This is a genomic window from Enterococcus sp. DIV1337a, from assembly GCF_051712285.1.
Taxonomy (GTDB): Bacteria; Bacillota; Bacilli; order Lactobacillales; family Enterococcaceae; genus Enterococcus; species Enterococcus faecalis.
Window position 1 is genome coordinate 339273 of the sequence record NZ_JBIOOP010000001.1, and the last position, 23091, is coordinate 362363.

Below are 23091 nucleotides of genomic sequence, written 5' to 3' on the forward strand. Positions count from 1 at the left end.
GCGCAATTTTGTTATTTTTCTAATTGACTCGCTGCGGCTTCATCCAAGAGAACCGTTAAATTTGGATGGAGTTGAAGAATAGAAGCAGGATACGTTTCTGTAATAGGTCCTTGGAGCACTTGTTTGACCATCTGAGCTTTTTGTGCCCCATTTACAATTAGGACAAGGTGCTTAACTTTCATGATGCTGGCTGGCCCCATCGTAACAAAGGTCATGTCTGGCTGCATCATTTCAGGAACAAACCAAGGCTCTGAACCAGTGACGGTCACTTGATAGGTTTCATTTTTAAAATGAGTGGTAGTGGGCATGTTCCCACAAAAATGACCATCTGCTCCTAAACCAATTAACATCAAATCTAAGCCGCCTGCGTCAGCAATCCGTTGTTCTTGTTGTTGAAAGTTTTCAACAGTTAATGGATGGATATTTTGCTCGGATATTTCTGCAGGTGTCAAATACAGCGTCCGCAAATCTGTTAGAGTAATGCCTTCCTTTTGATGAGGAACTGGGATTTCATCAAAGTTATAATAATGAACATTATCAAAATCAGGTGAATTTTTCACAATCGAGGCTAATTTTTGGTAAACAAGTGCTGGCGTTTTGCCAGCGGTAATTGATAAATTCACTCGTTTGTCTTGGCTCATCGTGCTTAGAAGTATCATTTTTGCCCATTCGCTCATCGCTTCGAAATCTTGTTTAATTAATATTTTCATACTTGCTCACTCCATTCTTTGAATAAGCTTAGTATAATTTGTGGGAACCATCCCATGTCAAGTTTTTCACAAAAAGGATTTAATTAACGGCTGCCCTTTTTTTTAAAACTTAAGATAAACTACAACGAGTTAACTTTTAGCTTTCTGTTCCACTTTCTCAAACGCTGGTCTAAAAGTTCTTTTTACCAACACTATTTGACAAAGAATCTTATTTTATTGTTCTTTTAACCATTTTTCTAGTTGTAAACGTTGCACTTTCATAGTAGCTGTGTGAGGGATTTCATCAAAAGCCATAATGATAGGTTCATTTAAATGTGGTAAATCGGCTACTTGTGTCCACCAAGCATCCCAATCCATTTCTTCCCCAGGGACAACCGCTAAAATTGGCTGAGGTTCATTTTCTTTGCCACGGACAATAATCACTTCTTCTAAGAAATCCAATGCATCCAATAAATGATCTTCAATAGCTAAATTACTGTCGATGTTTTCAATTAGATCTACTTGGCGATCTTTCAAAAATAAGTGACCGCGTTCATCTAACATTCCGTAATCGCCGCTGTCCCACCATTCGCCGTAGACATTTTCTGCAAAGCGGGCGTCTTCTTTATAATACGTTAAGGCCCGTCCTTTTGATAAAAATTGGATATGACCGTCCGTCATCGCAGGTAAAACTTGTCCTTTTTCATCGGTAATTCGAGCTTGTGTTAAATCCTCTAAACCAACGCCCATGTCACGAGCATCTGAATCTTTTAGGGATTCTAAAGTATGTGCCCGTAAGATCATTGGCCCGCATTCACTTTGCCCATAAACTTGTAGGAAAATTGGTTCATTGGCAGCAGATGCTTTTAAGAAAGCCACCATTGTAGCGTTGTTAATTGCATCAAAAGTAGAATGATAATAATGGACACTAGCGAAAGCTTCAGGTTTTTCTTTGGCCAAACGAACCCATTGAACGAAGTTATTGGGGTGTGTTTCTACAGCGATTGGTTGATAGGTGCTGAACATTTCAGCGACTTTTTCGCTCGAAGCATTTGCTAAAGGCATCATAGGGAAGCCCATGGCCATTAAAGAAGACACGCCAATGTTAAAACGAGAATGAACTGGCGAAATATGAAAGCCAACTAATTTCTTTTCAGCAATTTTTGTAAAAATGGTTTTTTGCCATTTTGTGCGCCAACCCATTGAGTGATTGGAGTGACAGATAAGTTTAGGAATACCCGTTGTTCCAGAGGTGTGGGTCATATAGGCAATTTCGTCTTTAGTTAGTTCGTCTTGAGGAACTTCTGTGGCATCAGCTTTTAAAAGAGAAGCAACCGAAAGTTTTTTATTGGCAGAGCTATTACGAACAGCTTGAACTTTTTCAGCAGTCACATCATCAAATAAAATAAAAGGATCTTCTAAACGATCCACGAATACTTCAATTGTTTCAAAAGGTAAATGGTATGAAACCATTACAGGAACGGCTGCTAGATATGAGGCTGCAACAGCTAATAAATACGTGTCGAATTTAGGACTTTTATAAATAATAATTTTGTCGCCTTTTTTTACACCTAAAGCGGCTAATTGATATGCCCGTTTCAAAATTTCTTGATGGCTTTCACCATAAGTTGTTTCTAAGCCAAGTGCAGGAAAAGCAGGCAAAGATTCATCAAAAATAATTGGAACAGTTGGTGTTTTTTCTGTGGCTTCTTGATAGTTTGTGTATAGGTTTAGTGGTTGATAATCAAGTAAGTGTGTCAAGGGAAAGTCTCCTTTGTAAAATAGTTTGTGTACAAATGTACAAGTTCACTTTATCCTATCATAGAATGGGTTCTTTTTCTATGTCAAAAATACAACGTTAAATGTTATTTTTTATTATTTACAAGCACAACGTTTGCTGTATCTGGCAAAGTTTCCTACAATAATTATGTAAGTAAAAAGTTCTCAGAAGTGTAAAACTTTACAAAGGAGAGGAATTTACATGAAAAAAATCTATGAAACAACTATCATTAATACGGGTGGACGTGCAGGAGAAGTTCACTCACCGGATAAATCATTTTCTTATGCGGTTGCTTCGCCAGGTGTCAAGAAAGAAAATACAACAAATCCAGAACAATTATTCGCAGCAGCTTACAGTGCTTGCTTTAACGGTGCATTAGAGTTAGTGATGGATCAAGAAAAAGTCGAAGGTAAAAGTACAGTAACCGCACGTGTTTCCTTATTCCAAGGAGAAGATGGGTTTAGCGTTGGTGCTGAATTAGAAGTTCATATTGATGGGGTAGATCAAGCCAAAGCAGAAGAACTTGTTAAAAAAGCCCACGAAATTTGCCCATATTCTAAAGCAACAAGAAATAATATAGACGTTAAATTAACAGTGATTTAACTAAAAAAAAGAAGCGCTTTGTCGTATAGACAAAGCGCTTCTTTTTTTAGATAACAGTCCACAAATTATACATATTTAACAAAATAACTAAAAAAACAACTAAACTATAAATCTGGGCAACCCGTTGTTGGGATAATTTTTTACTGAAAAGACCGCCGACATAACCACCGAGTAAAGCGGCAGGAATAATGGCCCAAAGCATTGTTAAATCAAAAATTGCAAATCCCGTGGTCAAGCCGATATTGCCGAGTTTGGCGAGTTGGGAGAAAAAAATAGTAATGATGGAATAGACGGTTGCTGATTTGATATCCATTCCAAAAAAGAGAATAAGGCAAGCTACATTAATGGGACCACCACCGATGCCTAAAAAGGTGGATAGAATCCCTAAGCCTAATCCGACAATCAGAAAAATGCTCAATCCGTTGAGGTGTAAGTGCCAGTTGGAAAATTGATTGTAGAGAAGAACCAAAACCAAGGTCAGTAACATAATGATATATTGGAGCAGTTGTACTTTTTCTTCATTTGGCGCTAGCGCAATCGCCTGATTAAGAAGTAAATCACCTAACATGCCGCCGACTAAGGAACCAAACGAAATACTCGCGGCTTTTTTCCATTCAATTTGGATACCATTTTGATACTGTTTATAAGTCGAAGAAATGGACATGACAAAAACAGCGACACTTGAATAGAACGCAATACTGTTTAACGAATGGAAACCAAGAAAATCCAAAACAGGCTTAATAATGACGCCTCCACCCATCCCAGAAAGCGCCCCAACTGTATTGGATAGAAAAATAGTGATGAAATAAATCAGTAAAACCCGCACATAATCACTCCTAAACCGTTTTCTTTTAGTATAGCACAAAAATTACTAAAGAAATTAAATTTCATTTAAAAATATTTTTAAAAAGAACTTGAAATAGTATTTCTTTAATGGTATTCTACAAATACAAAAAGAAAACGCATTCAAGGAGGATGAGAACGCATGACAGTATCGATTGGTATTATTTTGATTTTATGTCTTTACACAGTTGTTGGCGTACTTGACCAAATTTCTATTCAGATTGGTCCATATACACCATTGTTTGCTGCAACATTTACTGGCTTAGTTTTAGGGGACGTTCAAACAGGTTTGATGATTGGGGCAACGCTTCAATTAATGACATTAGGTGTAGCGACTTATGGAGGAGCAACAGTCCCAGACTTTCTTTCGGGGGCCATTATGGGAACGGCTTACGCAATCATTTCAGGGAAAGGGGCAGAGTATGGTATCGGAGTTGCAGTTCCGATTGGGTTATTATTAACACAACTAGATATTTTAGGCAGAATGGCTAATACGTTTTTCCAACACAAAGCAGATCGCTATGCGGAAGAAGGAAATTATAAAGGAGTCGAGCGCTGCAATGTTTTAGGAATTTTTCCTTGGACGATTTCTCGTGTCATTCCAGTTTTTATTGGCCTAGCTTTTGGCGAACAAGTTGTAAACGCTATCAACAATTGGATTCCTATTTGGGTGATGAATGGGTTAAAAGCAGCAGGAGCTATTTTACCAGCGATGGGGATTGCTATTTTAATGCGTTACTTACCAATTAAAACATACTGGCCTTATTTTATTATTGGGTTCGTGTTACTTGCTTATGGGGCCCAATTCTTCTCAGTTTTAGGTGTCGCACTGGTTGGCTTGGCTTTAGCAGCGATTTATGTGATGAATCATAACAAAGGCGGCGCAGCTACAACAAGTGGCACGGTTATTTATGAAGATGATGAGGAGGTTGAGATTGATGACTAACAAATTAACAAAAAAGGATATTAATAAAGTTTACGTCCGTAATCTTTTTGGCTATCAGTGGGGCTGGAACTATGAAAAAATGCAAGGACTTGGTTATGCTTGGGTGATGATGCCTGCATTAAAGCGACTATACAGTGAAGATCCAGTAGCTATGAAGAAAGCCTTGAAGACACATCTTGGTTTTATGAATACAACGCCAGCTATGTCACATTTAATTGTCGGAGCTGATATGGCTTTGGAAGAAGAAGTTGGTATTGAAGATGAAACGGCCATTACTGGTTTGAAAACAGGTCTAATGGGTCCGTTTGCTGGTGTTGGTGATACCATTTTTATCGCGATTTATCGTGCGATTGTTTTTTCGATTGCAGCTTACATGGCGCAAGGGGGCCAGGTTGTTGGGTTACTGATCCCGTTAATTGCCGGAGCAGTGGTCCTATGGGTACGCTATAAATTCACTTGGATTGGTTACCATCAAGGGAAAAAAATTGCGACAGAATTTGCGGATAAAATGAAATTGTTTACGCAAGGTGCAGCTATTTTAGGGTTAACGGTGGTTGGCGGTTTGATTCCTTCGGTAATTACTTACAAATTAGATTTAACTTATAAAATGGGGGATGTAACATTATCTGTCCAAGAAATGTTGGACAAAATTTTACCCGCATTAATTCCTTTAGGGATTGTTCTTTTATCCTATTGGTTACTAGGGAAAAAGAAAATGAATTCAACCCGGCTAATCTTTGTTTTAATTTTAATTGGCATGGTTTTAGGCAATTTACAACCAATGTTGGCTTGGGTTGGCGGTTTATTTTAAAAAAATAGTATATAATAGGAGAGATTTATTATGACAATTGTACATGCAAGAGTAGATGAGCGTTTAATTCACGGACAAGTTGCAACCGTTTGGACGAATACGGTTGGAGCACAAAGAATCATGGTAGTAAATGATGCCGCTGTCAAAGATCAATTACAAATTGGTGCCTTAAAAATGGCCAAGCCTGCAGGAGTTAAATTATCCATTTTATCAAAACGTAAAGCGATTGAAAAAATTTTAGCAGGCAATTATGATGAAGAAAAAGTCTTTTTAATTACGAAAGACATTGCAGACATGGCGGCTTTAATTGATGGCGGTGTTCCGTTACAGAGCTTCAATGTCGGCAATATTTCTCAAAAAGAAGGCAGTCGAGCAATTAAAAAATCTGTTGCATTAACCGATGAAGATATTCAAACCGTTCGTCGTTTAACAGATAATGGGGTGACTATTACCGCGCAGATGATCCCTTCTGAACCAAACGAAGCAATTTTAACTTTCATAAAATAGAAATGGAGATGAGAAGATGGAGCCAATCCGTTCAATCAGACAAAAATATAAGGACTTTTCCAAAGTAAATAAGAGAATCGCAGACTATATACTGAAGGATCCGACCCGTCTTCTCTCATTAACAGCAAACGAAATTGCTAGCAATAGCGAAACTTCTCCAGCATCAGTTACCCGTTTTTCTAAACAATTAGGGTTTGACAGCTGGGAAGAGTTAAAACTATCCATTGCAGCGGTACAAGCTGCCAGTAACGGTAAAAAAGATATTGATCCAATTGTAGCGGCGGATGATTCGGTGGATACTATTTGTATGAAAGTGGAATCTTTATTAAATGCTACGATTGAAGATTTATTTTATACAGTGGATAAACAAGCCTTGGAACGAGCAATCGCGCATGTTAAAAAAGCGGAAAAAATTCATCTGGTTGGAATTGGGGCCTCTTCTTTGACGACATACAATCTTTACCACAAGTTTAACCGCGCTGGTCGCCAAGCAATTTTTAATTATGATAGTCACATGATGTTGGAGTTTTTAAATTATGCAACGGCACAAGACATTTTGATCACGGTCTCATATAGTGGTTTGACAAAAGAAGCCTTAATCGCCTGTGAAATTGCCAAAAATAGAGGCGCAACGGTTATTTTTATTACCAGTAACGATGGAGAAAACGTACGGTCATTGAGCGATGAAGTTCTTTTAGTCCCCAATAATGAGCACCTCATTCGAGTGGGGGCTATTTCATCGATTGCTTCGTCAATGGCAATTGGCGATGTTCTGTATTTAGGTTCAATTCAAGATGATTTAGACACAGAAATTGAACGTAATATGATTGAAACGAGTCAACTTGTCAGCCGTCTAAAAGAGAAGTAGGGGTGTGCAAGCAAATGAACTTAGAAGGATTAACGACAGAAGCCAGAAATGAAGCGACTAAAAAGATTGACCAAGTGTCAACATTAGAGATGGTGACTTTAATAAATCAAGAAGACCAAAAGGTAGCACAAGCAATTGAAAAGGTGCTTCCGCAGATTGCTGCAGCAATTGATGCAGCGGCAGAACGATTTAAAAAAGGGGGCCGTTTAATCTACTGTGGTGCAGGAACATCTGGGCGTTTAGGTGCTTTGGATGCGATTGAATTAACGCCCACATATAGTGTTTCGCCAGAACGCGCATTTGGTATTTTAGCTGGTGGTGAAAAAGCAATGTATCAAGCAATTGAAGGCGCTGAGGACTCGAAAGAATTAGCCATCGAAGATTTAACGCAACATCAATTGACAGCCCGAGATGTCGTAATCGCAATTGCTGCTAGCGGCCGGACACCATATGCCGTTTCCGCAATTGAATACGGAAAAAAAGTGGGCGCTCTAACCATCTCCGTGACCTGTAATAATGAAAGTCCGATGAATCAATTGGCGGAAATTGGGATTGCGCCAATTGTAGGACCGGAAGTCATTACAGGGTCAACTAGAATGAAAGCGGGTTCAGCACAGAAAATGGTGTTAAATATGTTTTCAACAGGGATCATGGTTAAAGTAGGGAATATCTATCAAAATTTGATGGTCAACGTACAACCAACGAACGAAAAATTAATTCAACGTGCCACGAATATCATTAAAGAAGCAGCAGAAATCGATGAAGCACGAGCCAAAGAATACTTAGAGGCAGCGCAATTAGAAGTGGCACCCGCCATTGTAATGGCGAAAGCCCACGTTGATTTCCAAAAAGCCAAAGAACTATTAGCAGAACATGACGGACGGATTTCAGAAGTTTTAGCATAGAAGTGGTGAAGAATGAATCAAATTGCAATTCAAGAAACAATTCAGAGGCTGATTAGTCAGCAAGTCGTTCCGGGTGTCGCTTGGGGGATAATCACAGAAGATGGCTTATCAGAACAGTATACAGGCTTTTTAGGTAATACTGGTCCATTTGTAAGACAAAAGGTTTCATCAGCTAGCCTGTATGATTTAGCGTCCTTAACGAAAGTTATTGGGACAACAAATCGAATGTTACAATTAATCGATGCAAATCAGCTTGCTTTTTCAACCACTGTAGGGGAAGTCCTACCTGCTTATCAAGGGCTATCTTGTTCGATTGGGGAGCTGCTATTGCATCAGAGCGGGTTGCCAGCTGATGTTGCTGATAAGAAAAATGTCACAAAAAATAGCTTGCAAGAAATCATTTTGACGCATTCGTTATCTGAACGAGGGAAAACCACTTATTCTGATTTAGGGTATTACTTATTGGGAGAAATTATTCAAGTATTGGACCGCTGCTCATTAGAAGAGAGCTTTCAAACATACGTATTTCAACCAATGAACCTACAGCATACAAGTTTTACGGTCAGAGATTTTACCGAGGCAGTGCCCACAGAGATTACAAAACAACGCGGCGTTATTCAGGGGGGGGGTCCACGATTCGAAAGCCTATCAACTGAAAGCGCCAATCGGCAGTGCAGGTTTATTTGCAACTTTACCAGATTTACTCACTTTTGTTCAGTGTTTTATGAACAATCGCTACCCGTCTGGCAAACCATTATTTTCTGAAAAAATGTTTGAGGATCTCTGGTCTATAAATCAAGGTGGGCGTACATTTGGTTGGGAAGTGAAAAAGACGCAAGCGGGAGCAGACTATTTGTATCATACTGGCTTTACTGGAACGGCGATTGGTATGAAAAAAGAGACCAAAGAAGCCTTGATTCTGTTAACGAATCGGATTCATCCCACTCGTGAAGAACGTGGCTTTCTGAAAGCACGAACAAAAATTTATCAGCAGTATTTTTAGGAGGATATAATGAAACCAAAATTAATTTTAATGAGCCATGGACGGATGGCAGAAGAAACCTTGGCTTCTACTCAAATGATTGTCGGGGAATTAGCAGACGCAGCGATTGTGTCGATGACTGCAGAAGATGGCTTGAGCGGCACGCAAGCAAAGCTGGCAGCAATCTTAAAAGAAGCTGGCGATGTCCCGACGCTTGTCTTAGCTGATTTAAAAGGAGGAACACCTTGTAATGTAGCTATGATGGCTATGGACACTTATCCGCAATTGCGAGTAGTCGCCGGACTTAACTTAGCAATGGCAATTGAAGCCGCTGTGTCACCTTTAGAAAATGTGGATGAATTAGCTGCATATTTAACGCAAATAGGTCAATCTGCGGTGACCACGATTGATTTACCTGAATTAACAGATGAAGAAGAATTTGAAGAATAGAAAAGAGCGTGGGACAAAAATCACTTTGGATTTTTGCTCCACGCTCAAAAACTGATAAACGGCGGGAACAGAAGCAACACTACGCGTTGCTTCGATCTCAACAACTTCTAAGGTGTTTTCTCGACATGCGTCTCGTCACAGTACAACCTTCAAAAGAGCTACAGCTCTAAGAGTTGCGATGTTTCACTGTGAAGCATGAACAGATGAAATCATCGTACCTACTTGGTGAAGGTCCTTCGGAAATAAGCCGAAATTGTTGAGAATCACGAAGAATGTAGTGATTCGATGATGAACAATACCTACTTGGTCTCCAAAAATTATAGAACAATTTTCGGAAATTCCTTCTTATTGCTTTCTCGTCAAGGACTCGTCGCAGTTTTGTCCTTGAGAGTTCTCGGAGTTAAACACTTCTTTCCCGACCTCTTTTTAAGAACCAGGGATATTCCGTGGTTCGTTTTTGGTTGTGACAAAGAAAAAGAATAGACTTAGTAAAATAACTAGGATGCCATCGTTAAACATCGGATTTACGAAGTTTAAAATAGCACTTAGGATAACTGGCACGGTAGCACAATACGTAATAATTTTTAAACAATCAATCAAACGTAAAGAATAAAAACGTAATTTTGAATAGAGAGATGCACCGATAGCGGCAATCAGTAAGTCTAAAACTAAACCGATTAGAACAGGGTAGATAGCCACTAAAAAGACAATGAGTTTTGTCCACCAGGGGATCGCTGCTTCACTTAGCGCGGTCTTAATACTCTGAGCATTAACGCCATCTAAGGTTCCTTTACTATAGGGGAAGATAAATTGGTCGGTGCCTAGAATTGATTCAGTTGCTCCTGAATTTGGTAAGGCGACCACAAATTCATCTTGTAAAAAAGCCAAACCAAACGCATTACCAATTAAATCTTTTTGGACATCAGCGGCTGTACGCTTTCCATCTGGATCAAACGTAAAAATAATCGAGTCGGTTTGATAAATAAAGCCAGATTCTTTAGCCTTTGTTTGCAATGTGCCATTTTCAATAGAAAAGTCAGGCAACTTTTCTGCAATTTTTTGGCCATCTTGTTGTACCTCGTGTAGTACAGAAAAAACTTGTTTGGTAATGGGTAGTGCTAAAATAGCACTTAAAAAAACAGCATAGAGAATTACTTTCCAAAACGCCATTTTTTTCGCATGTCGTAATTCTGAAACTGAAAAAAAGGCCTGCTTAAATAATTGCAATGTATTCATTTATTTACTCCTCACATCATTCTTCTACAGGTCATTCTAGCGAATTTATGAGGGAAACACAAGGTAATCTCCCTCTTTTGTAAAACTTTTCTTTTGGCAAGCAAACTATTTTGTAGAAAGCGGTTCACTCTGTTATCATAATAATTGTATGAAAGACGTATGCTACATACTAAAAAATAGGGGGATTTAAAAAATGACTTACACATTACCAGAATTACCATATGCTTATGATGCATTAGAACCTTACATTGACGTGGAAACAATGCACTTACACCATGATAAACATCACAACACTTATGTGACTAACTTAAACGCAGCGATTGAAAAACATCCAGAATTAGGCGAAAAATCTGTAGAAGATTTAATTTCAGATATGAATGCTATTCCTGAAGACATCCGTACAGCCGTTCGTAACAATGGTGGCGGTCACGCAAACCATACATTCTTCTGGGAAATTATGGCACCAAATGCTGGTGGACAACCAACTGGCGCTATTAAAGAAGCAATCGATGAAACATTTGGTAGTTTTGATGAAATGAAAGCTGCTTTCAAAACAGCTGCAACTGGCCGTTTCGGTTCAGGTTGGGCTTGGTTAGTTGTGAATAACGGTAAATTAGAAATCACTTCAACACCAAACCAAGATTCACCATTAATGGATGGTCAAACACCTGTTTTAGGTCTTGACGTTTGGGAACATGCGTATTACTTAAAATATAAAAACGTTCGTCCAGATTACATTGAAGCATTCTGGAACGTTGTTAACTGGGATAAAGTAAACGAACTTTTTGCTGCGGCAAAATAAGTTTGTCAATTGTGAAGGAAAGAGTCAAATGACGGTCGTCATTTGACTCTTTCCTTTTACAAATCAAGGGTCGAAATAGTTGTTCGTTTATGGCATACTAAAGTAAGTAGGGAAAGATAACGGATACATAAAGAAGGAGCTAAAAAAATGAATGTTATGATGCAAAAAGTACACGGGTCAGAAAATGATTTCTTTTTATTGGATGAAACACAGTTTGAGCGTTCTTTAACCGCCGAGGAAATTGAGCAATTACGCATCCAGTTATGTTCGCGGGAAACAGGATTATTGGCGGGAGCAGATGGGTTACTTTTGGTAGGAGAAGGGACTCACGGCACGTCCAATGCTAGAATGCGAGTGATTAACAGCGATGGTAGTGAAGCAAGCATGTGCGGGAACGGCTTGCGTACGGTTGCCCGCTATTTAGCTGAAAAAAACCAAGAAAAATCATTTACAGTTGAAACAATGTTTGCGGATTTGAAAGTACGTCAAGCCCCCAATTTAGCTGAAGAAGTGGCGACTTACCAAGTGGAAATTTCACCAGTAAGTTTTGAAGCAGTCACTATTCCAATGCATTTAGGGGTCCAAACATTAATTGATGAAATTATACCAGCCTTATCTAAAACCATTCGTTTTACAGCGGTAGCAGTGCCTAATCCGCACCTTGTAGCATTTGTGGATCATGAAACCTTAAATGGTCCAGAATTTGAACGAATCGCTACCTATGTAAATAATGAAAATCCATATTTTCCAGAAGGGATAAATGTGAGTTTTGTTGAAATTCTTGGCAAAAATCAACTATTTGTTCGAACGTATGAACGTGGTGTAGGTTTTACAAGTGCTTGTGGGACAGCTATGTGCGCAAGTAGTTTACTTTATACGTTATTGAAAGATGGTGTTTTTTATGAAGAAATAACCGTCAAAAATACTGGGGGTATGGTGAAAACAGTCGTCCACGAAACGTCAGATGGCAGTTATTGGATGGAATTAATTGGGAATGCCACGATTACGCATTTGATTGAAGGATCACTGACTGATTTACTACATGGTGCATTTGAGAAAATAACTATCACTGAAACGAATGAACAGAAACATTATCAAGAATTTCTGCAAACACTTTCTCAAAAATAACAATTGTTCCTTGATAAAGCGCTCTTTTATTTTACAATTGTGTTAAGTTCTTGTTCCAAAAAATAAAAAATATTGCTTGAATAAGCAAACTATGAGAAAATAAAGGGCATGAATTAAGAATTATTCTTAGATAAACGAGGAAGTGTCTTATGAAACTATGGAAAAAAGTAGTACTGGGCTTCTTGAGCGTCTTGCTAGTGGTAGTAGCTGGGGTATGTGCTTACGGGATTAAGATGTATTCAGATGCCAATTCAACTATTAATGGGATCTATCAATCAGTTAACCGTAAGTCCAATAAAGGAGCCACGGCTAATATTGATGCGCAAGAACCATTCTCTGTTCTTTTAATGGGGATTGACACAGGCGATTTAGGCCGAACAGAACAAGGTCGTTCAGATACTACAATGGTTGTAACCATCAACCCGAAAGAAAACAAGTCCACAATGATCAGTTTGGATAGAGATATTCTAACAGATATTGTTGGAAATGACACACAAGACAAATTGAACCATGCCTATGCATTTGGTGGCGCCGAAATGGCGATTAATACAGTCCAAGAATTACTGGATATTCCCATCCATCACTATGTATCCATCAATATGAAAGGGTTAAAAGACCTGATTGATGCGGTAGGCGGTATTGAAGTAGATAATACGATTGGTGAATTTACATTGGACGGTATCACTGTTCCGGCAGGTAAAATCAAGTTAGATGGCACGACAGGTTTGGCTTATGCGCGGATGCGTCACGAAGATCCTGAAGGAGATGTAGGTCGTCAACGCCGCCAACGAGAAGTCGTTGAGAAAATTGTGCGCAAAGTCATGAGTTTAGATGGTGTTTCAAAATACCGAAAAATTCTTGACGCTGTTGAAGCCAATGTGAAAACAGACTTAACTTGGGATGACATGATGGACATCCAATCAAAATATTTGTCTGCCTTTAAAACAATTGACTCTGAACAATTACAAGGATACAGTGCAACCATTGATGATATTTATTATCAAGTCCTAGATCCAAATAGTTTATACAAAACACAAACAACACTTAGAAAACAACTTGGTTTAAAAGAACATGCTTCTGAACGTGAAAAAGATTTAGCCTTTTATAATCAGTTTAGCTATGCTGTTACAGATACTGCACTGATTGGTGAATCTGGTGATTCAAGTGCCAATAGCTCTACTAGTTCGAGTAGCACCGCAGACACCACAGCCGGACAAACAGAATACAACGGCAATACGCAACAAGCAGCAGAAGGAGCCTACGATCCGAATACGTACGTTGACCCAAATGCGTACACAGATCCAAACGCTTATGCTGATCCAAATACGTATGTGGATCCCAACGCACCACAATATTAATCTGTTAAACAAGCTCGAAAACTTCTATTTCTGATGGGAAATAGAAGTTTTTTTCTTTTATTCTAGAAATTTTTTTCAGAAGGTGTTATAATTGGACTATACCAAAATAAACCGTAAGGAGCGTGTCAAAATGCAAATTATCCGTGTAGCAAATGCAGAAGAAGGCGGCAAAAAAGCGTTTGAATTAATTAAAGAAGGTATGAACAATGGTGCGAAAGTTTTAGGCTTAGCAACAGGTAGTACACCAGAAACATTATATAAAGAAATGACAGCAAGTGATGTCGACTTTACAGAAATGACTTCTGTAAACTTAGATGAATATGTTGGTTTAGGCGGCGAAGATGAGCAAAGTTACCGTTATTTCATGAACAAACACTTATTTGACAAAAAACCATTTAAAGAAACATTTGTACCAAATGGTAAAGCAGAAGATTTAGATGCTGCTTCCGCAGAGTATGAAAAAATTATCGATGCACATCCAGTAGATATCCAAATCTTAGGTATTGGTCAAAATGGACACATCGGCTTCAACGAACCAGGTACACCTCTAGATAGCTTAACACATGTCGTTGAGTTGACTGAATCAACAATCAACGCGAACAAACGTTATTTTGACAAAGTAGAAGATGTCCCAACGCGCGCTGTTTCTATGGGGATTGGTTCAATCATGAAAGGCAAAAAAATGATTTTAATGGCTTATGGCGAAGCAAAAGCAGAGGCCATTAAAGGCATGATTGACGGACCAGTAACAACAGACATGCCAGCAAGTGCATTACAAAACCATCAAGATGTTGTTGTAATCATTGATGATGCAGCTGCAAGTAAATTATAATCGTTGATTAAAAAGAACTTGAAACATAAGGATTTCCTTATGTTTCAAGTTCTTTTTTTGTTATACTGGAAGTAATAGAAGAAGAGGTGAAAAGGATGTTACAGCTAACAATTCCAGAAATTATTTTACGGTTAGTCCTAGCGATGGTGATAGGTGGCGCAATTGGTTTTGAAAGACAATATAAGAATCGCCCAGCAGGAATGCGTACCCACATTTTAGTTTGTATGGGAGCGGCTATTATTGCGTTAATCCAGTCACAAATTGCAATCAGTGCATTGAAAGATGCGTTAGCTAATCCGGCTTTGACTGGGGTCATTCGTTCAGATCAAGCAAGATTGATTGCGCAAGTTGTAAGTGGCATCGGCTTTTTAGGTGCTGGAACTATCATTGTAACGAAACAAAGTGTCACAGGATTGACGACAGCGGCTTCACTATGGACCGTGGCTGGTTTAGGGATTGCGGTGGGCATGGGCTACTATACGATTGCCTTAACAAGTTTTATCGGTGTATTATTTGCCTTAACCATTGTCAAACGAATTATTCACGTACCAACAATCAAAAAATTAGAAATTCGCTATCAACATAAACAAGAAACTAAAGAATTTATTAATCAATATTTTGAAGAAAAACATATTGAAATTTATGATGTGAATTTCAATGTTTCTTGGGTAGATGATACAAAAATCTATACGAATATCTATACTATTGATTTACCTAAAGGCCTAACGTATGCCGATGTTATTGAAGATCTATCTGTTTCAAATAATGTAACAAAATTACGATTGATTAATGTGTAGAAACATCTATTTATAATTAATGACAACCGCTTTAAGTTAAAATGCTTATGGCGGTTTTCTTCTAGGACCTAGGACTGATTTTTCAGGTTTAATATTTCAAAAAGATTACAAAAGAGTTATGATTGTATTACGAGTTAGAAAGAAAGGTGATAAGTAAGATGAATAAAAAAAATAAATTTCTTAGTATTATTGTTGTTGTCGTTGTGATTATTGGTGCATTTGTGATGAAAGCTTATAATCAATTGATTACTTTAGATAATAAAGTCGAAGCAGAATGGTCACAAGTAGAGAATGTAATGCAAAGACGTGCTGATTTAATTCCGAATCTTGTCAGTAGTGTTCAAGGCAGTATGACTCAAGAAAAAGAAGTTTTAAAAGAAATAACGGAAGCACGTAAAGCATACGCAGGAGCAAAATCTTCTTCTGAAAAAGGGCAAGCAAATGAGCAAATTGAAAAAGGATTAGGTAATTTTGTTACAGTATTGAATGAAGATTACCCAAAGTTAGCTTCTTCTGAAAATGTCAAAACCTTAATGACTCAATTAGAAGGATCTGAAAATCGAATTTCTGTTGAACGCCGTAACTATATACAAGCTGTTGAAACATATAACCAACAGATTTCAAAATTCCCTGATAAAATAATTGCAAAACTTTTAGGATTTGAGAAGAAAACTAACTATGTTGCGACAGAGCAGGGAAAAGAAGTGCCGCAAGTAAAATTTAAATAAAAATTTATAGAAAATTTGGGTTAAAAAGAAAGAAGTGAGGAAGGTTGGATAAAAGAGTCGAAAAAATTCAAGAAAAAGTTCGTTTGTTTTATAAAAAGCATCAGCGGAATACAACGATTGTTGTGGTAATTAGTTTAAGTATGATTTTAATATTAGGAATGGCTGCTTGGTATGAAGGAAAGGGAATCTCTTATGAAGCAAAACAAACTGCACTGAGAGAGAAGCAACAAGCCTTACAAAAAAAGAGAGACGATATTTTAGCAGGAAAAATGACTGAAGCGTCAACCCAGACAACAATAAATAACTTTTCTAAACAAGAAATAACTGGTGAAAATGAATTAATGACAATTACTGGAACGAATGGGCAGTTGAACATTAATGATGCTAATATCTATGTTTCAGATAATGCAGGTATTGTCTCAAATCAACTTAAACAAAAAATGTTTCAATTGAATCAACAATTGTTGGAAAATGCGAATGGCGCACAATTTATGCTTATTACCGTTCCTGCGTTACCTAGTGGGGAATCTGTTGAATCTTACAGCAATAAGATTGCTAATCAATTAGGTGTTGGGGATCGCGAAAAAAATAATGGTGTGGTTTTTCTAATGGCAATTGAGGATCGCGAGTCTCGCTTGGAAGTTGGATATGGCTTAGAGAGTATTTTAACGGATAGCTATGCGGATGATATTATTAATAATGAAGAAGTAAAAGAGGCTTTTAGAGACGAGGATTATAATACAGGTCTCAATAAAATTATTGATCAAGTATCGGCTGCAATCAATTCAAAAACCGCACAAGTGGATAATGAATTAACAAATATACAAGCAGAGTTAAACACTAACACAACGAAAAGAAATGTTCTTTTAATGGCAAGTATTGCTGGGATGCTCATTTGTGCTGTTTATATTTTACAAATTTTAAGAACAAGAAAACTTGTTAAAAAAATGTATCAAGATTATTTGAATTGTTTACCAACAAAGGCTGTCCTAAATAACTCAGAACAGACAAAGGAAGTATTAAATAAGATGAAAAAGACTTCTTTTTATTGTTTATATCTTAATGGAGCAACGTTATTTGCCACAAAAGGGAAAATAAGACGTGCCACTAAGCGTGGTTCTTTACTAAGTATATATCCAAATGCAAAAAAACAATCTTTTGGGCGTTTATTAGTAGGAGATACTTTATATAGTTATGATGGTAGTGTTTTGACGTATGCTTATTTAAACTCACAATACAATCCGTCTAATCATAGTAGTTCTGGTAGCAGCAGTGGTGGTTCATTCGGTGGCGGTTCATTCGGCGGTGGCGGCGCCTCAGGAAGTTGGTAAAATAAAAAGCTAGAAACGTTAATCGTTTCTAGCTTTTTGGGCTCTATACTTTCTGATGTTGGTATTTTTACCAACATCTTTTTTGATTCACAAAAAAGACACCTTGAAATCCTGTAGAATTAAAGTCGCTGAACCCGTTCTAAGGAGGAATCAAGATGTCCTATACTGAGCTTATCAAAGAAACCCTAAATATTCTAGACCTAAATGTTACTTTTGAAGAAAATTGTTTGCGAAAAGAAAAAATAAATGGACAAATTTGTAAAGTTTATACAGGAAAATTAACCTATTCTGCAGATTCCTGTGAACATTGTAAAAGTAATTCCACGATTATTCGCTGGGGAATGACAACCGTTCGGTTGTTACTGAATGAAGTCGCAGAATTCAAAACGTATCTGGAATTGAGAAAACAACGGTTTAAATGTCATGCGTGCCAAAGGACCTTTGTTGCAGATACAAGTATTGCAGAAAAACACTGTTTCATTAGTCAATCTGTCAAATGGGCCATTACTACACGTTTGAAAGAAAATACTTCCATGACAGGCATCGCTCGCCAAAAAAATGTGTCTGTTTCTTCTGTTTATCGTGTGCTGAAACGCTTTTACCAACCGATGAATCCCTTTAAAACAACCTTACCAACGGTTCTTCACTTTGATGAATTTAAATCCGTTCGTCAGGTTTCTGGCGCCATGAGTTTTATCATTTTAAATGGGCAAACAAGAAAATTATTTGATATTGTTGAAAACCGACAACTGTCTTATTTAGAACGTTATTTTACTCGTTTTCCACTATCTGTGCGGGAAAACGTCCAATTTATTGTCATTGATATGTACGCACCTTACGTTTCTCTCGTGAAAAAATGTTTCCCTAAAGCGAAGCTCATCATTGATCGCTTCCATATCGTTCAACACATCGGTCGGACCTTTCGAAACCATCGAATCACTTGGACAAATCATCTATTAAAAAGTTCAAGTTTGGCTGAAAAACGCCAAGGAAAACAACTCAAAAAATACTGGAAATTATTACAAAAAAATCAAGAGAAGTTGGATAGTTTGAACCGCCGTTGGCGCCCTTCGTTTAAAACGTATTTAACCGAAACAGAGCTTGTGGACAGGCTGCTTTCCTATAGCGTTGAGTTAACACAAGGCTACACATTGTACCAAGACTTTTTGTATGCCGTTCACAAACGCAACCAAACGTATTTTGATGCCTTGCTTACGCAAAATATTTCTCACTTGCCAACTACTTATCAAACAACTATACGAACCTTTAAAAAATACCAAAAGCAAATTCATCATGCCTTGAATTCTTCTTATTCGAATGGACAATTGGAGTGTCTAAATAATCATATCAAAGTGTTAAAGCGGAATGCCTATGGTTTTCGTAACTTTTATAATTTCAAATTACGTATTTTCGTCCAACAAGGACAAGCTATACAAACCAAATAAAAAAATCCAGAGGATTTTCTCCTCTGGACTCGACATAATTCTACAATTTCTCTTTACCAACATTATTTGACAAAGAGCCGCTTTTTACTATTTATCTAAACCGTAAAGATAGTCATCATCTTTCATGGCTTCAACTGTTCCTAGTAAATAGCCATTTCCTACTTGAGAGAAGAAGTCATGGTTGCTAGTTCCTGTCGAAATACCATTCATTACAATCGGATTCACATCATTGGCTGTATCTGCAAACAAGGGATCCATACCTAAGTTCATTAAAGCTTTGTTGGCGTTGTAACGTAAAAAGGTTTTTACTTCTTCGGTCCAACCTAAGTCATCATATAATTCTTCTGTATAACGTTCTTCATTTTCGTACAATTCGTAAAGTAAATTATACATCCAATCTTTTAGTTTATCTTGCTCATCTTCTGGTAATTCATTAAATCCTAATTGGAATTTATAGCCAATATACGTGCCGTGCACTGATTCATCACGGATAATCAATTTAATAATTTCAGCGACGTTCGCTAGTTTATTGTTTCCTAAATAGTAAAGGGGAGTGTAAAACCCAGAATAGAATAAAAACGTTTCTAAAAATACACTAGCAATTTTTTTTTCTAACGGAGTACCGTTTTTATAAATTTCGTTAATCCGTTCTGCTTTATATTGCAGATGTTTGTTGGTATTTGTCCACTCAAAAATATCATCAATCTCTTTTTTTGTATTTAATGTACTGAAGATAGAAGAATAACTTTTAGCATGGACAGATTCCATGAATTGGATGTTATTTAAGACGGCTTCTTCATGGGGCGTCCGCACATCATTTCTCAGTTGATCCATGCCGCTTTCTGATTGAACAGTATCTAATAAAGTTAAACCGCCGAAAACGTAGCCGACAGTAGTTTTTTCTAAATCGGAAAGAGTCCGCCAATCATCTAAGTCATTGGATAACGGAATCCGTGTATCTAACCAAAATTGTTCGGTTAATTTTTCCCAAGTGGATTTATCAATGACGTCTTCAATGGCGTTCCAGTTAATTGCTTCATAATACGTTGCCATGGTTATTCCTCCTGTATGCTGGGACAGCAGTCTGTTTGACTAGTTGTCTCGTTTCTTCGCTTAAAACGTTCTACAGAGTCCAAATAGGAGCGTGCAGCCGTTCTTCTTTGTCCAGTATATCTGAAAATGTCCTGTTTAAAAAGAGAACATTCCTAAAAAATAAGACGCTCAAGCAGAACGCCTTATTTAAGTGCTTTTCATTAAATCACGCAAGACTCACATTGATTGCTGCCAATTTCTTCAGCATCATCTGTAAATGTACGAATATAGTAAATTGATTTAATCCCTTTGTTGAACGCATAATGACGTAAAATGTTCAAGTCACGGGTTGTTTGTTTCGGTGTTTCTTTCCATTCATACAAGCCTTCAGGGATTTCTGAACGCATAAACAAGGTTAAACTCATTCCTTGATCAACGTGTTGTTGCGCTGTTGCGTAGACATCAATCACTTTGCGCATATCCATGTCGTAAGCAGAAGTATAGTAAGGGATTGTATCATTAGCTAAATAAGGCGCTGGATAGTAAATCTTACCAATTTTCTTCTCTTGACGTTCTTCAATCATGCGAGTAATTGGATGAATGCTGGCACTAGTATCATTAATATATGAAATTGAACCATTTGGCGCTACGGCTAAACGATTTTGATGATAAAGACCATCTTTTTTCACAGCATCGCGTAACGCAGCCCAATCTTCAGCCGTTGGAATCTGAATGTCTTTGAAGATTTCTTTCACTTTATCAAATTTTGGTGTAAAGTTGCCTTCAATATATTTATCGAAGTAAGCACCAGAAGCATAATCTGATTTTTCAAAATTATGGAAGACTTGGTTACGTTCTTTCGCAATTTGGTTACTTTCCATTAAAGTCCAGTAATTTAATAACATGAAATAAATGTCTGTAAAGTCTAATGATTCTTCAGAGCCGTATTCCATATGATTTTTAGCGAAGAAGGTGTGTAAGCCCATTGCGCCTAGTCCGATTGTATGGCTTAAACGATTTCCATTTTGGATAGTTGGCACGACATCAATTTCAGAAGCATCTGTTACAAAAGTTAACGCACGCGTCATAGCGCGGACAGATTTTCCAAAGTCAGGACTTTCCATTAAATTAACAATGTTAGTTGAACCTAAGTTACAACTAATATCTGTTCCTAAAACTTCATATTCTTGTTTCCCATTAATAACAGAAGGCGTTTGAACTTGAAGAATTTCAGAACATAAGTTACTCATGATAATCTTGCCATCAATCGGGTTATTTTTATTGGCTGTATCGATATTAATGATATAAGGATAGCCAGATTCTTGTTGTAATTTAGAAATTTCATTTTCTAAGTCACGGGCTTTAATTTTACGTTTACGTATGTTTGGATTGGCCACTAGGTTATCATATTCTTTGGTAATATCTACATAGGAATAAGGCACACCATATTCACGTTCCACACTATAAGGACTAAATAAATACATATCTTCGTTGTTACGCGTTAATTCGTAAAATTTATCTGGAACAATAACACCAAGAGACAACGTTTTTACACGGATTTTTTCATCAGCGTTTTCTTTTTTAGCAGATAAGAACATTTCAATATCTGGATGGAAGACGTTTAGATAAACAACACCAGCACCTTGACGTTGACCTAATTGGTTAGAATAGCTAAAGCTATCTTCAAATAATTTCATAACAGGGACAACACCACTTGCTGCGCCATCATAACCTTTAATTGGTGCACCTGCTTCACGTAAGTTTGAAAGGGTAATTCCTACGCCACCGCCGATTCGTGATAATTGTAGTGCAGAATTAATTGAACGACCAATGCTGTTCATATCATCTGTTACTTGAACTAAGAAACAAGAAACCAATTCACCTCGACGTTTACGCCCAGCGTTTAAGAAAGAAGGTGTGGCTGGTTGATACCGTTGATGGATCATTTCATCCGCCAATGTTAAAGCCAATTCTTCATCGCCATCCGCAAAATACAAGGCATTAAAGGCAACCCGATCTTCATATGTTTCTAAATACTCTGTTCCGGCATTGTTCTTTAAAGCATATTGAGAATAGAATTTATAAGCCGCCATAAAAGACTTGAATTGGAAATGTTGTTCATCTAAGAAAGCATATAATTTTTCAATAAAGTCCATTGAATATTTTTCGATGAATTCAGTTTCAATAAAATCTTCTTTCATTAAAAAGTTGATTTTTTCCTCAGCAGAGCTGAATTTACGTGTATTCGGTTCTACATTTTCTTTAAAGAAGGCTGCGAGTGCTTCTTTATCTTTATTTAAAGGGATTTGACCATCAACAGGACGGTTAATCTCGTTATTCAGTTTGAAATAGCTGACATCTTTAATTTCTTTTAGACTCAATTTCTTCCACTACTTTCTTAAAGGTCTCCACGTCTTCGTCCGTTCCGCTAAACTCAAAGGAGTATAGAAGCGGAACGTGGTAATCGCGGGCAATATCTTTGGCGGTATAGACAAATAATTCAGCAAAATTACGGTTGCCCCCACCAGCTACACCAACTAACAGTTCTTGGTTACTTTTATAATCAAGAAAGTCATTCACCACCTCTGTAATTTCTGCATCATAGGTAGGAATGACAAGAATAAAAGGCTCATTTATTTCAAAAAAAGGATTCGCTGGCTCGAGTTCATAAGCAGGCAAATCCAATTTTTTAATAAAGCGCCTCGTTTGACCGGTTACTGAAAAATAAACAAGTTTCATCTTAGCTAGCCAATTGTTTTAATTGGTCTGGACGGAAGCCAACAACGGTTGTTGCTTCAGATGTGATGACCGGTACGCTTTGGAATCCTTGTTCTTTTAACCAGTCGATAGCTTCTGGTTGTGCGTCGATATTGATTTCTTCAAAAGCGATGTTATTTTCACTTAGGAAACGTTTCGCCATTTTACATTGGATACAGTTATTTTTTGAAAAGATTTTTACGTTCATTGAAAGTTCCTCCTCTTTTTTTCTACATAAACTAGTATAAATCTATGTAGAAA

23 protein-coding genes and 1 pseudogene are annotated in these 23091 nt (G+C 37.4%); 16 read left to right on the top strand and 8 right to left on the bottom strand.

All coding sequences use genetic code 11. The features are described 5' to 3' along the window. Positions 1-11: 11 nt before the first annotated feature. Together IGL49_RS01730 and IGL49_RS01735 are read right to left on the bottom strand one after the other, a co-directional pair. Complete coding sequence (locus IGL49_RS01730; RefSeq protein ID WP_104853867.1) at positions 12-710, bottom strand: glucosamine-6-phosphate deaminase; 699 nt, start codon at positions 708-710, stop codon at positions 12-14. Between the two features lie 213 nt (positions 711-923). Beyond that, on the bottom strand, positions 924-2450 hold the full coding sequence (locus tag IGL49_RS01735; protein WP_104853868.1) for an AMP-binding protein: 1527 nt from the start codon (positions 2448-2450) through the stop codon (positions 924-926). A 220-nt stretch (positions 2451-2670) separates the two neighbouring features. Between IGL49_RS01735 and IGL49_RS01740 the strand changes: the two genes are divergently transcribed. After that, on the top strand, positions 2671-3072 hold the full coding sequence (locus IGL49_RS01740; RefSeq protein WP_002355332.1) for an organic hydroperoxide resistance protein: 402 nt from the start codon (positions 2671-2673) through the stop codon (positions 3070-3072). A gap of 46 nt (positions 3073-3118) precedes the next feature. Here IGL49_RS01740 and IGL49_RS01745 read toward each other — a convergent pair whose 3' ends face one another. After that, entirely contained in the window at positions 3119-3868 is a 750-nt protein-coding gene (locus IGL49_RS01745; RefSeq protein ID WP_258078302.1) for a sulfite exporter TauE/SafE family protein, read from the bottom strand. A gap of 189 nt (positions 3869-4057) precedes the next feature. Between IGL49_RS01745 and IGL49_RS01750 the strand changes: the two genes are divergently transcribed. From IGL49_RS01750 to IGL49_RS01780, 7 genes and pseudogenes are all read left to right on the top strand, one after another. Then, positions 4058-4861 carry a PTS mannose/fructose/sorbose/N-acetylgalactosamine transporter subunit IIC gene (locus IGL49_RS01750; RefSeq protein ID WP_002358431.1) on the top strand — a complete coding sequence of 268 codons (804 nt, stop codon included), beginning with the start codon at positions 4058-4060 and terminating at the stop codon, positions 4859-4861. Then, positions 4854-5672: a PTS system mannose/fructose/sorbose family transporter subunit IID gene (locus tag IGL49_RS01755; protein ID WP_002355336.1), complete on the top strand. Its 819-nt coding sequence runs from the start codon at positions 4854-4856 to the stop codon at positions 5670-5672. Before IGL49_RS01750 ends, IGL49_RS01755 begins: the two co-directional genes overlap by 8 nt. A 30-nt stretch (positions 5673-5702) precedes the next feature. Continuing rightward, complete coding sequence (locus tag IGL49_RS01760; protein WP_002355337.1) at positions 5703-6179, top strand: PTS system mannose/fructose/N-acetylgalactosamine-transporter subunit IIB; 477 nt, start codon at positions 5703-5705, stop codon at positions 6177-6179. Positions 6180-6195: 16 nt separating this feature from the next. After that, positions 6196-7047: a MurR/RpiR family transcriptional regulator gene (locus IGL49_RS01765; protein ID WP_002355339.1), complete on the top strand. Its 852-nt coding sequence runs from the start codon at positions 6196-6198 to the stop codon at positions 7045-7047. Between the two features lie 14 nt (positions 7048-7061). Continuing rightward, positions 7062-7952, top strand: a complete 891-nt coding sequence (gene murQ, locus IGL49_RS01770) for an N-acetylmuramic acid 6-phosphate etherase (protein ID WP_164982910.1) — start codon at positions 7062-7064, stop codon at positions 7950-7952. Between the two features lie 12 nt (positions 7953-7964). Next, positions 7965-8955 (top strand): annotated as a pseudogene (locus IGL49_RS01775) (serine hydrolase domain-containing protein). A gap of 9 nt (positions 8956-8964) precedes the next feature. Continuing rightward, positions 8965-9384, top strand: coding sequence for a PTS sugar transporter subunit IIA (locus tag IGL49_RS01780; RefSeq protein ID WP_104853871.1), 420 nt, complete (start codon positions 8965-8967; stop codon positions 9382-9384). Positions 9385-9810: 426 nt separating this feature from the next. On the opposite strand, the gene IGL49_RS01785 is transcribed toward IGL49_RS01780, so the two are convergent. After that, positions 9811-10620 carry a DUF1189 domain-containing protein gene (locus IGL49_RS01785; RefSeq protein WP_104853872.1) on the bottom strand — a complete coding sequence of 270 codons (810 nt, stop codon included), beginning with the start codon at positions 10618-10620 and terminating at the stop codon, positions 9811-9813. A 193-nt stretch (positions 10621-10813) separates the two neighbouring features. Here IGL49_RS01785 and IGL49_RS01790 point away from each other — a divergent pair, with 193 nt between their 5' ends. The 8 genes from IGL49_RS01790 to IGL49_RS01825 all read left to right on the top strand — a co-directional run bounded on the left by IGL49_RS01790 (position 10814) and on the right by IGL49_RS01825 (position 19041). Beyond that, positions 10814-11422: a superoxide dismutase gene (locus IGL49_RS01790; RefSeq protein WP_002361201.1), complete on the top strand. Its 609-nt coding sequence runs from the start codon at positions 10814-10816 to the stop codon at positions 11420-11422. 147 nt (positions 11423-11569) lie between these two features. After that, positions 11570-12550: a diaminopimelate epimerase gene (dapF, locus tag IGL49_RS01795; protein WP_104853873.1), complete on the top strand. Its 981-nt coding sequence runs from the start codon at positions 11570-11572 to the stop codon at positions 12548-12550. Between the two features lie 149 nt (positions 12551-12699). After that, on the top strand, positions 12700-13908 hold the full coding sequence (locus IGL49_RS01800) for an LCP family glycopolymer transferase (RefSeq protein WP_104853874.1): 1209 nt from the start codon (positions 12700-12702) through the stop codon (positions 13906-13908). A gap of 130 nt (positions 13909-14038) precedes the next feature. Continuing rightward, positions 14039-14740: a glucosamine-6-phosphate deaminase gene (gene nagB / locus IGL49_RS01805; RefSeq protein ID WP_002355352.1), complete on the top strand. Its 702-nt coding sequence runs from the start codon at positions 14039-14041 to the stop codon at positions 14738-14740. A 95-nt stretch (positions 14741-14835) separates the two neighbouring features. Continuing rightward, entirely contained in the window at positions 14836-15537 is a 702-nt protein-coding gene (locus IGL49_RS01810) for an MgtC/SapB family protein (RefSeq protein WP_104854700.1), read from the top strand. 158 nt (positions 15538-15695) lie between these two features. After that, the gene (locus IGL49_RS01815) at positions 15696-16265 is read left to right on the top strand and encodes a LemA family protein (protein ID WP_002385314.1); all 570 of its coding nucleotides are present in this window, start codon (positions 15696-15698) and stop codon (positions 16263-16265) included. A gap of 44 nt (positions 16266-16309) precedes the next feature. Next, on the top strand, positions 16310-17596 hold the full coding sequence (locus tag IGL49_RS01820; RefSeq protein WP_104854701.1) for a TPM domain-containing protein: 1287 nt from the start codon (positions 16310-16312) through the stop codon (positions 17594-17596). Positions 17597-17751: 155 nt separating this feature from the next. Continuing rightward, entirely contained in the window at positions 17752-19041 is a 1290-nt protein-coding gene (locus IGL49_RS01825) for an ISL3 family transposase (RefSeq protein ID WP_104854702.1), read from the top strand. A gap of 87 nt (positions 19042-19128) precedes the next feature. On the opposite strand, the gene nrdF is transcribed toward IGL49_RS01825, so the two are convergent. The 4 genes from nrdF to IGL49_RS01845 form a co-directional block, all read right to left on the bottom strand. After that, positions 19129-20094: a class 1b ribonucleoside-diphosphate reductase subunit beta gene (gene nrdF, locus IGL49_RS01830; RefSeq protein ID WP_002355357.1), complete on the bottom strand. Its 966-nt coding sequence runs from the start codon at positions 20092-20094 to the stop codon at positions 19129-19131. A 200-nt stretch (positions 20095-20294) separates the two neighbouring features. Next, positions 20295-22454, bottom strand: coding sequence for a class 1b ribonucleoside-diphosphate reductase subunit alpha (nrdE, locus tag IGL49_RS01835; protein WP_002355358.1), 2160 nt, complete (start codon positions 22452-22454; stop codon positions 20295-20297). Further along, positions 22435-22812: a class Ib ribonucleoside-diphosphate reductase assembly flavoprotein NrdI gene (nrdI, locus tag IGL49_RS01840; protein ID WP_002355359.1), complete on the bottom strand. Its 378-nt coding sequence runs from the start codon at positions 22810-22812 to the stop codon at positions 22435-22437. The genes nrdE and nrdI overlap by 20 nt, the downstream gene beginning before the upstream one ends. 1 nt (position 22813) lies before the next feature. After that, entirely contained in the window at positions 22814-23038 is a 225-nt protein-coding gene (locus tag IGL49_RS01845; RefSeq protein WP_104854703.1) for a redoxin NrdH, read from the bottom strand. Between the last annotated feature and the right edge of the window lie 53 nt (positions 23039-23091).

Bases quoted from the DNA above. Each gene is read 5' to 3' on its own strand.
- IGL49_RS01730 (WP_104853867.1), bottom strand. From the start codon at position 710: ATGAAAATATTAATTAAACAAGATTTCGAAGCGATGAGCGAATGGGCA.
- IGL49_RS01740 (WP_002355332.1), top strand. From the start codon at position 2,671: ATGAAAAAAATCTATGAAACAACTATCATTAATACGGGTGGACGTGCA.
- IGL49_RS01750 (WP_002358431.1), top strand. From the start codon at position 4,058: ATGACAGTATCGATTGGTATTATTTTGATTTTATGTCTTTACACAGTT.
- IGL49_RS01755 (WP_002355336.1), top strand. From the start codon at position 4,854: ATGACTAACAAATTAACAAAAAAGGATATTAATAAAGTTTACGTCCGT.
- IGL49_RS01760 (WP_002355337.1), top strand. From the start codon at position 5,703: ATGACAATTGTACATGCAAGAGTAGATGAGCGTTTAATTCACGGACAA.
- IGL49_RS01765 (WP_002355339.1), top strand. From the start codon at position 6,196: ATGGAGCCAATCCGTTCAATCAGACAAAAATATAAGGACTTTTCCAAA.
- murQ (WP_164982910.1), top strand. From the start codon at position 7,062: ATGAACTTAGAAGGATTAACGACAGAAGCCAGAAATGAAGCGACTAAA.
- IGL49_RS01780 (WP_104853871.1), top strand. From the start codon at position 8,965: ATGAAACCAAAATTAATTTTAATGAGCCATGGACGGATGGCAGAAGAA.
- IGL49_RS01785 (WP_104853872.1), bottom strand. From the start codon at position 10,620: ATGAATACATTGCAATTATTTAAGCAGGCCTTTTTTTCAGTTTCAGAA.
- IGL49_RS01790 (WP_002361201.1), top strand. From the start codon at position 10,814: ATGACTTACACATTACCAGAATTACCATATGCTTATGATGCATTAGAA.
- dapF (WP_104853873.1), top strand. From the start codon at position 11,570: ATGAATGTTATGATGCAAAAAGTACACGGGTCAGAAAATGATTTCTTT.
- IGL49_RS01800 (WP_104853874.1), top strand. From the start codon at position 12,700: ATGAAACTATGGAAAAAAGTAGTACTGGGCTTCTTGAGCGTCTTGCTA.
- nagB (WP_002355352.1), top strand. From the start codon at position 14,039: ATGCAAATTATCCGTGTAGCAAATGCAGAAGAAGGCGGCAAAAAAGCG.
- IGL49_RS01810 (WP_104854700.1), top strand. From the start codon at position 14,836: ATGTTACAGCTAACAATTCCAGAAATTATTTTACGGTTAGTCCTAGCG.
- IGL49_RS01815 (WP_002385314.1), top strand. From the start codon at position 15,696: ATGAATAAAAAAAATAAATTTCTTAGTATTATTGTTGTTGTCGTTGTG.
- IGL49_RS01825 (WP_104854702.1), top strand. From the start codon at position 17,752: ATGTCCTATACTGAGCTTATCAAAGAAACCCTAAATATTCTAGACCTA.
- nrdF (WP_002355357.1), bottom strand. From the start codon at position 20,094: ATGGCAACGTATTATGAAGCAATTAACTGGAACGCCATTGAAGACGTC.
- nrdI (WP_002355359.1), bottom strand. From the start codon at position 22,812: ATGAAACTTGTTTATTTTTCAGTAACCGGTCAAACGAGGCGCTTTATT.
- IGL49_RS01845 (WP_104854703.1), bottom strand. From the start codon at position 23,038: ATGAACGTAAAAATCTTTTCAAAAAATAACTGTATCCAATGTAAAATG.